The sequence below is a fragment of the Paenibacillus sp. BC26 genome, from assembly GCF_900116125.1.
Taxonomy (GTDB): domain Bacteria; phylum Bacillota; class Bacilli; order Paenibacillales; family Paenibacillaceae; genus Paenibacillus_Z; species Paenibacillus_Z lignilyticus.
The window spans coordinates 1-13,352 of sequence record NZ_FPAD01000001.1; the positions used below are offsets into that span (position 1 = coordinate 1).

A 13,352-nucleotide genomic window follows, 5' to 3' on the forward strand; every position below is an offset into this window, starting at 1 on the left:
GAAAGACGATCAGGTTGATAGGTTCGAGGTGGAAGTGCAGCAATGCATGCAGCTGACGAATACTAATCGGTCGAGGGCTTATCCTACGAACATTCGCTCGGATGTTCAACTTCGGACAAGATCAGCTAAAACAAGACCTTCGCAAAGGTTCGTATCCAGTTTTCAGGGTGACAAAAGTTCCTGAATTATACTGTTCCCTGATAGCTCAGTTGGTAGAGCACTCGACTGTTAATCGAGTTGTCACAGGTTCGAGTCCTGTTCGGGGAGCCATTCATCTGGAGAGCTGTCCGAGTGGTCGAAGGAGCACGATTGGAAATCGTGTAGGCGCTAACCGCGTCTCGAGAGTTCGAATCTCTCGCTCTCCGCCAGATATGGCCCGTTGGTCAAGTGGTTAAGACACCTCCCTTTCACGGAGGTAACAGGGGTTCGAGTCCCCTACGGGTCACCATTTTCTTTAAAAATTCTTCAAAAAAAGACTTGCATTGACACAAGTAAATGAGTTATAGTATTACTTGTCGCTTAACACGGAGGCTTAGCTCAGCTGGGAGAGCATCTGCCTTACAAGCAGAGGGTCGGCGGTTCGATCCCGTCAGCCTCCACCATTTAACTTCATAAGAAGTACCTTTTAATGACGCGGGGTGGAGCAGCTCGGTAGCTCGTCGGGCTCATAACCCGAAGGCCGCAGGTTCAAATCCTGCCCCCGCAACCAAAACAATTCGGTAGTACATACCGAGCATTAATAACGCGGAGCCGTGGTGTAGTGGCCCAACATGCCTGCCTGTCACGCAGGAGACCGCGGGTTCGAATCCCGTCGGCTCCGCCATTTCTTTAAAGTTCGGCTCGGTAGCTCAGTCGGTAGAGCAGAGGACTGAAAATCCTCGTGTCGGCGGTTCGATTCCGTCCCGAGCCACCATTTTTAAACTAGAAGTCCATATGCCGGTGTAGCTCAGTTGGTAGAGCAACTGACTTGTAATCAGTAGGTCGTGGGTTCGACTCCTATCGCCGGCACCATTATGGAGGATTAGCGAAGTGGCCAAACGCGGGAGACTGTAAATCTCTTCCTCACGGTTCGGTGGTTCGAATCCATCATCCTCCACCATTTATCTTAGGGGCATAGTTTAAGGGTAGAACAACGGTCTCCAAAACCGTTGGTGTGGGTTCAATTCCTGCTGCCCCTGCCAATTAATTAGTTGTATGGCGATCGTGGCGAAGTGGTTAACGCACCGGTTTGTGGATCCGGCATTCGTGGGTTCAATTCCCATCGGTCGCCCCATAACAACTACAATGTACACTTATGCGTTGGGGATTAGCCAAGCGGTAAGGCAACGGACTTTGACTCCGTCATCCCTAGGTTCGAATCCTAGATCCCCAGCCATTTTATGCGGAAGTGGCTCAGCGGTAGAGCATCGCCTTGCCAAGGCGAGGGTCGCGGGTTCGATTCCCGTCTTCCGCTCCATCTTTTATGGCGCCATAGCCAAGTGGTAAGGCAGAGCTCTGCAAAAGCTTTACCCCCAGTTCGAGTCTGGGTGGCGCCTCCACAATTCTTTACAGTTTAATATGTGCCCTTAGCTCAGCTGGATAGAGCGTTTGACTACGAATCAAAAGGTCAGGAGTTCGAATCTCTTAGGGCACGCCATCAATATGCCGGCGTGGCGGAATGGCAGACGCGCGCGACTCAAAATCGTGAGGGAAACCGTGGAGGTTCGAGTCCTCTCGCCGGCACCATATTGAATAAGACAACCTGTAGGATCTTTGATCTTACAGGTTTTTTGTTATTTTGCGCATATAATTCGGTAATGATCTTGCCGACCGGTGTGTGAGACAAACGGTTTAGCAGCTAAAGTCTAGGTCTGTACTGAATCCTTCAGAATGGGCCATTTTGTCGTTCAGCCTTAAGGTCGGCGCATTCCCCGCCTGAGGTCTAGTAACAAAAACCGTCGCGAGTCCGTTTTGGAAACCGCCGAAACAACCTAGAATAAGAACATAAGCAAGAAACGAAACAAATGAATGAAGCAAGGCGTAATGAGAAGTACCAGCATGTAAACAATGAGAGGCGGTGACACAAACAATGAACGGAAAATCTGCATTAGGTGCAATTCTAGTCGTGATTGGCGCATTGATTGTCATGAAGTTTGTAGGTATCAATTTAAACTGGATTATCGGTCTAATCATGCCATTCATCTTAATCGGTCTTGGCGTGGTAGGTATTCGTAATAACAGCAAAATCATCGGCGGCATTCTGATCGTAGTCGGAGCTATTCTGCTGATCAGCAAATTAGCAGGGTTGTTCGCACTGCTGCTCGCAGTAGGACTTATCGTATGGGGCGTCTCCTTATTCAAAAAACGTAGAAACAGTATCTAACGCTTGAACTACAAAAGAATACTTTATAGCAGTGGACGAAGGAGGCAAGGACGATGAGTATCATGCGGAGAGTGCGGGATATGACGGTTGCGACGCTGAATGAGCGTCTTGAGAAAGCAGAAGATCCCGTAAAGCTGATCGATCAGTTTCTCTGGTCGACAAGAGAAGAGATTATCGGAGCAGAGAAGCTCTATCAGCAATGCGCCGGTCATAACAATCATTTGAAAATGCAGTGGCTGCAGGCTGAGCAATTGAAAGAAAAGCGGGAACAGCAAGCGATAATCGCGCTGAAGGCCGGCGAGGAGCAGGTGGCTCGCATCGCATTGATGGAGAAAGCGTCCAGCGAGGAACGCGCGATGCAGTACCGTGAACTTTATGATCAATCGCTGCAAAGTACGAGAGAATTGGAAGAACAGCTGCGCGAGCTGCGCAGTGAGTATCAAACGGTGTATGAGAAGCGTGAGTATTTTGCCGCACGCATGGAGTCGCTTCGTTTACAGCAGCGCATGAATGAGCGTTATTCAGGCAGCAGCACGTTTGGTTCGGCAGGACAACAGCCTAGCGGGATGTTCCGCAAGCTGGAAGACCGGATTTCCGATATGGAGCTGGAAGCACGCAGCTTGCGTGATCTACGTAAAGCAGGGCAAGAATTCATTGCTGAGGCGGGACATACGCTGCAGAACGTCATCGAACGTGAAATGGAGCAATTGAAACGCAAATTACAACAGGAAGGATGGAAGCCGTAATGAAGAAACTGTATCGTTCGCGCCGCGACAAGAAGCTCTTTGGCTTATGCGGCGGTCTAGCCGAAATGCTGAATGTTGATGCGACGCTGCTTCGGATTCTTCTGATCGTGGTGACCGTCTTTACAAGCGGTGCATTAATACTTGTCTATATACTGGCTGGATTGGTTGTTCCGAAAGATCCGTACCACTATGGCGGATATGGACCGGGCGGTTATAGCGGCGGCGGTAATTGGAATAACGGACCGCAAGGCGGCCAATACCCGGGACAGGATCATGGATTTGGTTATAAGAGCTCGTACAACACACCGCCTCAGCCACCGGCTTCTGGCGGAGCAAATTGGCAGTCGCCGCCGGCGCAGTCGGCTTCTAATATAGATGCCATGATGGAAGATTTGGAGAAACGTGCATTGCGCAAAGAAATCGAAGAGCTTCGAGCTAAATTAGCGAAACATGAGAAGGGAGAGTTTTAACATGAGTATTTTCAAAAGAATGAAAGATATGACGAAGGCATCGTTACATGAGCTGCTTGATAAAATGGAAGATCCGGTTGTGATGCTTAATCAGTACTTACGCGATATGGAGGCTGAGATCCACACGGCTGAGCTCACAGTAGCTAAACAAATGGCAAGTGAGCGCCGCATGAAGCAGCGCCTGGATGAAGCGGTTCGCAGCGGTGCAGACCGCGAAGCGAAAGCAGAGACTGCACTTCGTGCAGGTCAAGAGGAATTGGCTCGCAAGCTGCTGGAAGAGAAAATCTTCTTCGATCAGAAAACGGCGGAATACACAGAGATGCACGCTAGCGCGAAAACGCAAGCAGATGATCTCATGACACAGCTGCACAGCATGAAAGATGAATACTACCAGCTTCGCAACAAACGCAATGAGCTGGCTGCCCGTGCCCAAATGGCGAAGGCGAAGAAACAGATGGCACAAGTATCGGCTGTACATTCCATCGAGAGCGGTCACGCATCGCGCGGCTTCAACCGGATGGAAGAGAAAATTATGCAATTGGAAGCTGAAGCAGATGTCATGCGTGTTCCATACGGCACTTACAATGCACCCGCAACAGCGGCAGGTTCTGTAGACCCTGCCAAACAGCTTCAAATTGACGAGCAGCTGCAAGCGCTCAAGAATAAGCTAAACCCGCCTACCGGCGAGTAAAGCGGAACGAAAGCATTCACAATAACCGTACAAAGCTCCAAACAAGCCATACATGGTCGATGCGCTATTCAGGCATCGACCACTGGCTTGTCTGCGGTTATACATAGATGAGGGGGTACCGCAGTGAAGGAAGAAGCGTCTTCGCCGAAATCGGAGGCTGAGAAGGATCGTTCTTCGAGGTCGATGACAGCACCGGCAACGACACCGGCAGCACAAAACAGATTTCCGGTGTATCGGAATGAAGGATCGCCTTCAGCCATGCAAACGGAGAAACGAAGAAATGCGGCGGAAACCGTATTGTGGATACTCGTTATTCTCGGCTTAATTGTATTGGTTCTGCAAGGAACCGGTTATGTGAAGCTGTTTGCACTGCAAAGCAAAGCAGCGCTGATCGGGCTTACTGTAATTGCCCTCTCGCTCGTCCTTGCCGCCGCGTATAGTTACTTGCAAAGCGTGAAGCTTCGGGAAGCGATGAAGAGGCTCACGGAACAGCAGCGCCGTAAACGCCAGCGGGTGACACTGCCTGACCAGGAAGGGGAAGCGCAGGCGCCTGAATCCTTCTCGGAAGAGGATGAGGTCTGGACGGAGCAGGTACGGTTCTCCGCTGTCATTGAGGAGCGGCAGCGGCTTGCGCGCGAACTCCATGATGCGGTTAGTCAGCAGCTCTTCGCGATCTCCATGACCGCTACGGCGGTCAGCCGGACGATGGAGAAGGACTGGGAACGAGCGAAACGTCAGGTACAGCTCATTGAAGAGATGGCATCCGTGGCACAATCGGAAATGCGTGCTTTGCTGCTTCATTTGCGGCCGATCCATCTGGACGGCAAAAACTTGGGCCAAGCTCTGCACAGCTTAATCGATGAGCTGAAGCAGAAGGTGCCGATGGCGATTACACTGGAGGCAGATCCAACGATCAAGCTGGATACGGAAGCGGAAGACCATTTGTTCCGCATCGCTCAGGAGGCGCTCTCCAATACACTCCGCCACTCCAAGGCAGAGCATCTCAATATCTATTTGCAGCACGCCGGAGCTTATGTACGATTGACCTTGCAGGATGATGGAACCGGCTTTAACCTGGAGGAAAAGAAGCAAACCTCCTACGGATTATTAACGATGGAGGAGCGCGTCAATGTGCTCGGGGGCTCGTTAAAATTAATAACTTCACCGGGAAATGGCGTATTAATAGACATATGGGTGCCTGCGGCTGGGCATGATGGAGGAGGAATATCACCGAATGGAAGCGATCGAACGAATGGACAGCATCGAACAACCTATTAAAGTATTGCTCGTGGACGATCATGAGATGGTTCGTATCGGGCTTGCGGCTGTACTGAATACAGAGGATGGCATTGAGGTCGTAGGGGAAGCAAGCAACGGCATGGAAGGAATCCGCCTGGCGCAAGCGTACCGGCCGGATGTCGTCTTGATGGATTTGGTGATGGAAGGCATGGACGGCGTCGAAACGACCCGCAAGCTCTTGGAGCTATATCCGGATTGCAAAGTAATCGTGCTTACCAGTTACTTAGATGATGGCAAAATGTATCCGGTTATTGAAGCCGGCGCGTTCAGCTATTTGCTCAAAACATCCCGCGCAAATGAAATTGCCGATGCGATTCGTGCTGCGTCAAGAGGGCAGTCCGTGCTGGAATCGCAGGTTGCCGCGAAGATGATGAACCGATTCCGTCAGCCGAAGGCTGAGGCCGTCCGTCCGCTCCATGACCAGCTGACGGACCGGGAGATGGATGTGCTGAAATGCGTGGCAAAAGGATTATCCAACCAAGAGATCGCCGAGGAGCTGTTCATCGGGATCAAGACGGTGAAGTTCCATGTCACGAATATTTTTGCGAAGCTTGGCGTGGATGATCGTACACAAGCGGCTATCTATGCGCATAAGCATGGTTTAGCGGAGTAGTACTTAGAAATAAAAGGTCGTTCCTGGATTTCAGGGAACGGCCTTTTTTTGGCGGAAAAAGAGGGTGTCATAACGTTCTCCATTTCTTACGAAAGGCGAAGGGTGTCAGACCTTCCCGCGCTTTGAAGAGGTTAATGAAATGGCTGACGTTGTCGATGCCGATTTCATCCGCAATGGCTGCGATGGATTGAGCGGTATATTGGAGAAGCTCTTTGGCTTTTACGATGCGGAGATAGATCAGGTAGTCATTCGGCGACATCCCGATATGTTTCTTGAACTCACGAGTGAAATGGTATTTGCTCACCGCAAGTGACCTCGCCAAGTCATCCATCCGCAATCGTTCGGAGTAGCGACGTTCCATCCCGCGTACGGCATCGGCGATATAGGACGGCATGGTGTCGGAATCGGAATCTCTGACATGAGCGGAAAGGATCAGCTTGGTTGTTAATTCGGTCAACAGCTTGGAGGCCAGCAGCTCTGTATGTACGGTTTTGTTCTCGTGGATATCGATTAGGGCTCGGATTTGCTCGAGAAGGGGGGATTGCTGCAGCAGCTGCAGTCGGGGGTCGCCTTGCTGCGCATACAACTCGTAGTAATGCTTGCTGGCCCCGCCATAGAAATGAACCCAAGCGAACTCCCAATGGTTATGCTCGGCCGTTCGATAATGCTGATGCGCCATACAGTCGATGAAGAACAGCGAATGAGGCTGTAAGCTGTAGGTTTGCCCTCCGTACTCGAGCTGCCCCTCTCCGGAGACGGTGTAGAGAAGCAGATAGGAAGGCAGATGCTGACGTTCTGTGAAGTATGGCGGATGCGTCCAAAAATAGCCGGCTTCCTGCACGTACATCAGCGCCGATCGGGCTGCAACACTGGGCGAAGTAATGAGACGGACGGAATCCGGAGTCCAGCTGTGAGAGGCATGCTCTGTATATTGCGGCATAGTCCACTTCCTTCGTAGCAGTCTATTTTCTTCATTATCCAATGCATCCGGAAAGATAGCAATATTCTGTTATTTAGAAGCAATATCGCGCGATGTTAGTTCATATCATACGGATTACAATGAATGTATAAATCTATTATTTATGCATGGGAGGAAACGACGATGTCTTTGCTCACCCCTATCAAGCCAGCAAGAAAACCTCGCATCGGCTTATATTCGATCGGTCTGGAAGCTTACTGGCCGCAGTTTCCCGGTCTTCGAGAGAGGCTTACGGAGTATGGCAGCCATTTGGAGAAAAAGATGTCTCAGCATGGAGAAGTCTACAATTTCGGGCTGGTCGACTCGGAAGGCAAGGGGAGGCAGGCAGGGGAATGGTTTAATGAGAAGAACGTAGATCTTGTTTTCTGCCATGTAGCTACCTATTCCACGAGTTCGACGGTGCTGCCTGTTCATCAGTTCTGCAGCAAACCGGTGATTGTCTTGAATTTGCAGCCGACGGCGCGAATCAACTATGCCCAATCGACGACAGGTGAATGGCTCGCGCACTGCGTGGCTTGTCCGGTTCCGGAAATCTCGAATGCCTTCAACCGGGCCGGCATTCGCTTCCGCGTCATTAATGGACTGCTTGGGCTCGACTATACACCGGCTATTTCGTTGACGAATGAGGTGACTCACGATCGGCCGGAGGCGATTAGGGCGCTGCGCGAGATCGAGGAATGGATTAAGGCGGCAGGCGTTGTTCGGACGCTGCGCCATGCACGGTTTGGTTTTCTCGGGAATACGTACAGCGGAATGCTCGACATGTACAGCGATTTCGCGATGCTCCAAGCTCAGCTTGGGCTGCATGTGGAGGTACTGGAGATGTGCGACCTCGATCGATTTCTGAAAGAAGTGACGCCGGAGGAGATTGAAGCAAAGCTTGAAGAAGTGGTTGAAATGTTTGAGATAAGCGGGGATTCCCCTTCGGACCCCATTGCCAAGAAACCAACCCGGGAGCAGCTGGAATGGTCGGCGAAGGTGGCGGTAGCGCAGGAAAAGCTGGTGCGTGCCTATGACTTGGACGCGCTCACGTACTATTATCACGGCCAGGACGGAAACGAGTACGAGAAGCTGCAGGCTGGTTTTATCGTCGGCCATTCACTCTTGACGGCACGCGGAATTCCATGTTCGGGCGAAGGGGATATGAAGACAGCGATTGGGATGAAAATATGCGATATTCTTGGAACCGGCGGGAGTTTCTCCGAAATCGTTGTGGTTGATTATGAAGATGAAACGATTTTGCTCGGACATGACGGGCCGTTCCATATCGCAATCGCAAGCGAGAAACCGATCCTGCGCGGGATGGGGCTATATCATGGGAAGAAAGGGACAGGGGTATCCGTAGAAGCCAAAGTGAAGCGGGGTTCCATAACCACACTGAATGTGACACAGACCGGTGACGGCAAGCTGGCACTGATTGCGAGCGAAGGGCAAGCGACAAATGGGGAAATCATGCAAATCGGCAATACGCAGACGCATGTGAAATTCGATCTTCATCCCGATGACTATATGGAGAAATGGTTTGCGGAAGCGCCGACACATCATTGCGCGATTGCGGTCGGCAATCAAGCAGCTCAGTTCAAGAAAGTAGCGGAGCTGCTCCAGCTTCGTCATGTGACGTTGTGCAAAAACAATTAAAGGAGTGAGCGGCGATGCAGCGGGTTTCTTTTATTTTGCAAATTGATGAGCGCAATCGGGAGGCGTATATCGAACGGCATCGCAATGTCGATCCTGAGCTGTTACAGGCTTTCGGGGAGGTCGGTATTCGAACGTACAGTATTTTTATCGACGGCGGTAATCTGTTTGCTTATATGGAGGTAGAAGATTTCGAGCAGGCGATGCACACGCTGAGCACGCATCCTGCGAACATTCGGTGGCAGCAGTTTATGGCGGATTTGCTGATTCAGCATGAGGATGGAAATAGTGTGCGTGAGATTTCAGAGGTGTTTCATTATTCGGGGGATACAAAATAAAGCGGCTGCTCCGAGAGTCAGGTTGACTTTCGGAGCAGCTTTTGCGTTAGAGGAGCGTAAGTAGATGATTATAGATGGCTGGGATATCGTTAATATCATAGTGCGGGACATGGGGGAATGAGCGTGGGTTGGCCTGCGGCCAGACGGCTGTCATGATGGGATTCGTCAGTGTAAGCAAAGACTCGTCCTCCGGTGAGCGAAGAAGAATTAGCTTGGGATAATGCTCCTGCTTAAAGCCTTCGACAAGCACGATATCGACATGCTGCATATGTGTAAGCAGAGCGGAAAGCGGCTCAGGGCGCGCGCTGATGATGGCAGTGCGGGAAGACGAGCTGATCGCGGTGATATCGGCGCCGGCTTCTTGATGCCGCCATGTATCTGTTCCCGGCGTATCCATCGTGAAGTCGTGGGCGTCATGTTTTGCGGTGCCCACTGTATAGCCGGCTTGTTTTAACAGCTTCGTGAGTACGGTGACCATGGTGGTTTTGCCGCTGTTTTTGTAGCCGACGATTTGAAGGACGAATGGAGTAGAGCGGCGAAGTGGTTCGGAATGCATGGTCATGGCGGATGCTCCTTGTTTCAGAATGAATCGTTGCTTGCCGAGGTTAGGATGTTGCCTTGAGTATAACATAAGCGGTATCGCGGGTTTGCCTCATTCTGATACAATGGTGGGACAAGAGATAGAGTGAGTGGAGGAGAAGCATACGTGAAGCAGCCGCAGGGAGAGGCGCGTTATCGTAGACGCGCAGTCAAAGTGGAGGAAGCAATGCGGCTCGTGCTGGAAGCGGCTGTGCCGGGGCGGCGGGAGCTTGTCCCGCTGCGGCAAGCCGCAGGCCGGCGGCTGGCGGAGGCGATTACGGCGACGACGGACTGGCCGCCTTTTGCGCGATCCGGACTGGACGGCTTCGCCGTCCGCAGCGCGGATACGGCGTCGGCGTCGCCGAGTACACCGGCGACGCTGCGCGTTGTTAGTTCAGTTGCCGCGGGCGAGCTCGCCTCGGCGGCTGTTGCACCGGGGACGGCCGTCCGCATTATGACGGGCGGACCGGTGCCCCCGGGGGCGGATGCCGTCGTCATGCTGGAGCAGACGGCGGACGCCTGGGTTGAAGGGCTGCCGGCGGTGCACGTGAAACGCGCCGCCGAGCCCGGGCAGAACATCGCGCCCCGCGGCGAGGAGTTTCGCTGCGGCAGCGTCATTGCGGAGCCCGGCACGCGGCTGCGGCCGGGCCACGTAGCTCTGCTCGGCACGTTTGGCTACGCCGACGTGCCGGTGTATGCGCGCCCGCGCGTCGCGGTGCTGGCTACCGGCGCAGAGCTGCTGCCGGTTGAGGCGGCGCTCGCGCCGGGCTGCATCCGCGACAGCAACAGCGCGATGGTCGCCGCATTGGTGGAACAATGCGGCGGCGAAGCGCTGGTGCTGGCCCGCGTGCCAGACGAGCCGGAAGCGACGGCTCGTGCGATTGCAGAAGCGCTGGCGCAGAGTGACCTCATCATCACAACCGGCGGCGTGTCGGTGGGGGACTATGATGTCATCGCGAGCCTGCTTCGCGGCATAGAGCCGACCGCCGGCGCGGCCGAGTCGCCATCGCAGGTAGCCACCGGCGAAGCGCCGGCATTCGTGCCGGCGGGCACAGCTCCGCTGCAAGTACAGCAATCGCCGGCAGCCACCGGCGAACCGCCGGCGTTCGTGCCGGCGGGCACAGCTCCGCTGCAAGCACAGCAATCGCCGGCAGCCACCGGCGAAGCGCCGGCATTCGTGCCGGCGGACACAGCTCCGCTGCCCGACCCCGCGCTCCCACAGGCCTCACGGCTGCTGTTCAACAAAGTGGCCATGCGGCCGGGCAGTCCGACCTCGGCGGCCGTCATTGACGGCAAGCTGCTGCTTGCGCTGTCGGGCAATCCCGGAGCGTGCTTCGTCGGTTTCGAACTATTCGCCAAGCCGGCCATTCAGCGTCTGCAAGGAGCGGGCATGAACGAATCGCTGCCGAAGCAGGTGACGGCGAAGCTGGCGTCCCCTTTTGACAAAGGCAGTCCGCACGAGCGTTTCGTGCGCACCCGGCTCTTCTCCCGTGAGGGAATGCTCTTCGCCGACCCGCTGGCGTTCGGCAAATCGAGCATGATGGCCTCCATCCCGGAGGCCGACGGACTCATTCGTCTGAAGGCGAGCCCTGAAGGAACGCCGGCCGACACGATCGTCGATATTATCCTGCTATAAACAAAACCCGCCATCATCAAAGCCGCGACATCAAGTCGGCTCCACGACCGGCGGGTTTTATTGATTACATAAACGAGTTTACATACAGTCCGCCCAGCGGCAGCTGCAGGTACGACTTCGACGAAGCACCGTACAGCGTAAAAGACTCAAATCCGCCGGCCTTCGAACTAATCAAGGCCTCAGTCGGCAAACCCGTAAAACGATCAAGCGCTTCTTTCAATCGCGAGGTTAGGCCACTTCTGCCCGTTAGAAGCCGTCTCACTTCATCGGGCCGCGTCTGCATCGCGGTCTCGAGCTTCTCCTTATCCAGCTTATAACTGCCATCCGAAGCACGGGATAAGCCGATAACGCCGGCACCGGAGCTCTGAACGGCGTCTTCGATCCGATTCCGAAGCATCGGGTTCAAGTAGCCGGACGCATCCTCATAGTTGGCTTGAAGCGTATTGACTTCATCGACAATTCCGCTGAGCTGCTTGGTTACCGCATCAACATCATGCTCCACCATTACTGTGAAAGCTCCGGGTGCATTCAGCTTCGCAAACGACACGGTTACTTTCCCTTGTTGCAGGGAAATGTCATTCGACGACGAATCAATGAAAGATTCACCATTTACTTGATACCTCGCATCTGAAGCATTCACTGCAGGACGTCCAATTCCGCTGGCTGCAATAAGATCGCCGCGTTGATCTTTGATTTCGAAAGAAGACCTTTTACCGGTTTCATTCGCGGAGACCTCTAATTTCACGGTACCGGTTGTCCGATCCTCCGGAACGGAAGCGGTCACGCCGAGCTTGGCGCTGTTTATGATATCGCGGAGCTTGCCGAGCGTCTTGTCATTCGTTTCTCCGGGTCTAATGGTAATCGATAATGCTTTCGTTTCATTCTCTGTTTGGATGGTAAATGTATGTGTTCCTGCACCCATTATGGAGGGAGCATTCTTGGTCAAGTCAAAGCTTATGTTCTTCTGAGCCCGTGCCACAGCATCCACCTGAATGTCGTACCGGGAAATTGCAGCGCAGAAAGCTGCTTGTCCCGTCGCTTTGCTGTTATCCACGTTATCCGATACGGCGACAATCCGATTGCCAAAAGCAGTCTTATCCTTCATCATCATGTCCGCGACAGCAGCTTTAAGCTTGTTTCCTTGAGCCAGCCACGCAGCCGAGCTTCCTGCGGCAGCCTTCAAAGTTTCTTGGGCTTGTTTGGGCAAGCCAAAGCTGCCAACGGAGCTGAGTAAATTCCCTGATCCCGTGGGGGCTTTCTGTTGGTGACGTGTGAATGGCCATGAGTTGAAATTCGGGTACAGCGCATACCGTTCTACCGGAATGATGGGCTCTTGCGTCCTTCGTACGGTTCCGAATACAGCGGGTATAGCATACGGCATAACCATATCGATGCCCTCCGATCATGTCTCAAACCTACTACCAGTTTAAATAAAATTTTCCAGTTTGTCGATCATCGATGTTTGTCGGCAGACAAAAAGCCCTTACCTCGCAGCATACACCACACCAGGCTTCGGGCTTTGATGGCCACCTTTATATGAGGAGAAACAGAAAAGCAAGAGCCGCCAAATCAAGGGCAAAGGCCCCTCCGAATGGCGAGTAACCATAGCCATACCCATATCCATAGTACGGATCACCATAATACGGATCGTACGGGTAATAAGCCTGCGTTTGCGCGGCTTCCTTCGGCTTAGCCTCCGTCACCGCTTTTTTGCTTCCCTTCTTGCTTTTCACCTTCGAGTTCGTCACTTTGCCCTGCTGAGGCGGCTCGGCTTGCGAGCTTGCATGCTTTAGTGCGCCGGCTTGTTCATTAAACATCAGCTTTCCGCCATGACACCGGCTAAGAATACCGTAATGTCGCTGACCATCATGTGTAACGGCGCAAACGGCCATGCCGCAAAAGTTCTTAATATGATCCTCATGGAGCGGGTAAATTTGGTCCACTTTTATTTGATACCTCCCCCTGGGTTCTTGGATACAGTCTATTCACCTACAGGCATATGCG

The 13,352-nt window shown here is 53.0% G+C and carries 13 protein-coding genes, 16 tRNA genes and 1 rRNA gene; 26 read left to right on the plus strand and 4 right to left on the minus strand.

Annotation, left to right across the window (positions count from 1 at the left end):
* The 23 genes from BM412_RS00005 to BM412_RS00115 all read left to right on the plus strand — a co-directional run.
* Positions 1-86, plus strand: a 23S ribosomal RNA gene (locus tag BM412_RS00005); the annotation flags it as partial.
* Positions 87-194: 108 nt separating this feature from the next.
* Positions 195-270: transfer RNA gene (locus BM412_RS00010), tRNA-Asn, on the plus strand.
* Positions 271-277: 7 nt separating this feature from the next.
* A tRNA-Ser gene (locus BM412_RS00015) sits at positions 278-368 on the plus strand.
* 5 nt (positions 369-373) lie between these two features.
* A tRNA-Glu gene (locus tag BM412_RS00020) sits at positions 374-448 on the plus strand.
* A gap of 78 nt (positions 449-526) precedes the next feature.
* A tRNA-Val gene (locus tag BM412_RS00025) sits at positions 527-602 on the plus strand.
* Between the two features lie 30 nt (positions 603-632).
* A tRNA-Met gene (locus tag BM412_RS00030) sits at positions 633-709 on the plus strand.
* Between the two features lie 37 nt (positions 710-746).
* A tRNA-Asp gene (locus BM412_RS00035) sits at positions 747-823 on the plus strand.
* 14 nt (positions 824-837) lie between these two features.
* A tRNA-Phe gene (locus BM412_RS00040) sits at positions 838-913 on the plus strand.
* 22 nt (positions 914-935) lie between these two features.
* Positions 936-1,011, plus strand: a tRNA-Thr gene (locus BM412_RS00045).
* Positions 1,012-1,015: 4 nt separating this feature from the next.
* A tRNA-Tyr gene (locus tag BM412_RS00050) sits at positions 1,016-1,099 on the plus strand.
* Between the two features lie 8 nt (positions 1,100-1,107).
* Positions 1,108-1,181 (plus strand) — tRNA-Trp (locus tag BM412_RS00055).
* Between the two features lie 16 nt (positions 1,182-1,197).
* Positions 1,198-1,273, plus strand: a tRNA-His gene (locus BM412_RS00060).
* Between the two features lie 27 nt (positions 1,274-1,300).
* A tRNA-Gln gene (locus tag BM412_RS00065) sits at positions 1,301-1,375 on the plus strand.
* A gap of 6 nt (positions 1,376-1,381) precedes the next feature.
* Positions 1,382-1,456: transfer RNA gene (locus tag BM412_RS00070), tRNA-Gly, on the plus strand.
* An 8-nt stretch (positions 1,457-1,464) separates the two neighbouring features.
* Positions 1,465-1,538 (plus strand) — tRNA-Cys (locus BM412_RS00075).
* 21 nt (positions 1,539-1,559) lie between these two features.
* Positions 1,560-1,636: transfer RNA gene (locus BM412_RS00080), tRNA-Arg, on the plus strand.
* Between the two features lie 7 nt (positions 1,637-1,643).
* Positions 1,644-1,725 (plus strand) — tRNA-Leu (locus tag BM412_RS00085).
* Positions 1,726-2,068: 343 nt separating this feature from the next.
* The gene (locus BM412_RS00090) at positions 2,069-2,362 is read left to right on the plus strand and encodes a LiaF transmembrane domain-containing protein (RefSeq protein WP_091212231.1); all 294 of its coding nucleotides are present in this window, start codon (positions 2,069-2,071) and stop codon (positions 2,360-2,362) included.
* Positions 2,363-2,415: 53 nt separating this feature from the next.
* Positions 2,416-3,108: a PspA/IM30 family protein gene (locus tag BM412_RS00095; protein ID WP_091212233.1), complete on the plus strand. Its 693-nt coding sequence runs from the start codon at positions 2,416-2,418 to the stop codon at positions 3,106-3,108.
* Positions 3,108-3,578, plus strand: a complete 471-nt coding sequence (locus tag BM412_RS00100) for a PspC domain-containing protein (protein WP_091212234.1) — start codon at positions 3,108-3,110, stop codon at positions 3,576-3,578. Before BM412_RS00095 ends, BM412_RS00100 begins: the two co-directional genes overlap by 1 nt.
* A gap of 1 nt (position 3,579) precedes the next feature.
* Entirely contained in the window at positions 3,580-4,269 is a 690-nt protein-coding gene (locus BM412_RS00105; RefSeq protein WP_091212235.1) for a PspA/IM30 family protein, read from the plus strand.
* Positions 4,270-4,392: 123 nt separating this feature from the next.
* Positions 4,393-5,547, plus strand: a complete 1,155-nt coding sequence (locus BM412_RS00110) for a sensor histidine kinase (protein ID WP_256256042.1) — start codon at positions 4,393-4,395, stop codon at positions 5,545-5,547.
* The gene (locus tag BM412_RS00115; protein WP_091212236.1) at positions 5,504-6,181 is read left to right on the plus strand and encodes a response regulator; all 678 of its coding nucleotides are present in this window, start codon (positions 5,504-5,506) and stop codon (positions 6,179-6,181) included. The genes BM412_RS00110 and BM412_RS00115 overlap by 44 nt, the downstream gene beginning before the upstream one ends.
* A 67-nt stretch (positions 6,182-6,248) precedes the next feature.
* On the opposite strand, the gene BM412_RS00120 is transcribed toward BM412_RS00115, so the two are convergent.
* Complete coding sequence (locus BM412_RS00120; protein ID WP_091212237.1) at positions 6,249-7,121, minus strand: AraC family transcriptional regulator; 873 nt, start codon at positions 7,119-7,121, stop codon at positions 6,249-6,251.
* Positions 7,122-7,283: 162 nt separating this feature from the next.
* On the opposite strand from BM412_RS00120, the gene BM412_RS00125 reads away from it, so the two are divergent.
* Together BM412_RS00125 and BM412_RS00130 are read left to right on the plus strand one after the other, a co-directional pair.
* Positions 7,284-8,798 carry an L-fucose/L-arabinose isomerase family protein gene (locus BM412_RS00125; protein ID WP_091212239.1) on the plus strand — a complete coding sequence of 505 codons (1,515 nt, stop codon included), beginning with the start codon at positions 7,284-7,286 and terminating at the stop codon, positions 8,796-8,798.
* A 14-nt stretch (positions 8,799-8,812) separates the two neighbouring features.
* Complete coding sequence (locus BM412_RS00130; RefSeq protein WP_091212240.1) at positions 8,813-9,133, plus strand: L-rhamnose mutarotase; 321 nt, start codon at positions 8,813-8,815, stop codon at positions 9,131-9,133.
* A gap of 46 nt (positions 9,134-9,179) precedes the next feature.
* On the opposite strand, the gene mobB is transcribed toward BM412_RS00130, so the two are convergent.
* Positions 9,180-9,695: a molybdopterin-guanine dinucleotide biosynthesis protein B gene (mobB, locus tag BM412_RS00135; RefSeq protein ID WP_256256043.1), complete on the minus strand. Its 516-nt coding sequence runs from the start codon at positions 9,693-9,695 to the stop codon at positions 9,180-9,182.
* Between the two features lie 204 nt (positions 9,696-9,899).
* Here mobB and BM412_RS32395 point away from each other — a divergent pair, with 204 nt between their 5' ends.
* The gene (locus BM412_RS32395) at positions 9,900-11,348 is read left to right on the plus strand and encodes a molybdopterin molybdotransferase MoeA (protein WP_256256332.1); all 1,449 of its coding nucleotides are present in this window, start codon (positions 9,900-9,902) and stop codon (positions 11,346-11,348) included.
* A 64-nt stretch (positions 11,349-11,412) separates the two neighbouring features.
* Here BM412_RS32395 and fliD read toward each other — a convergent pair whose 3' ends face one another.
* Together fliD and BM412_RS00155 are read right to left on the minus strand one after the other, a co-directional pair.
* A complete protein-coding gene (fliD, locus tag BM412_RS00150; protein WP_091212241.1) occupies positions 11,413-12,735 on the minus strand; it encodes a flagellar filament capping protein FliD in 1,323 nt (440 codons plus the stop codon).
* 145 nt (positions 12,736-12,880) lie between these two features.
* Positions 12,881-13,291, minus strand: a complete 411-nt coding sequence (locus BM412_RS00155; RefSeq protein ID WP_091212243.1) for a hypothetical protein — start codon at positions 13,289-13,291, stop codon at positions 12,881-12,883.
* Positions 13,292-13,352 lie beyond the last annotated feature (61 nt).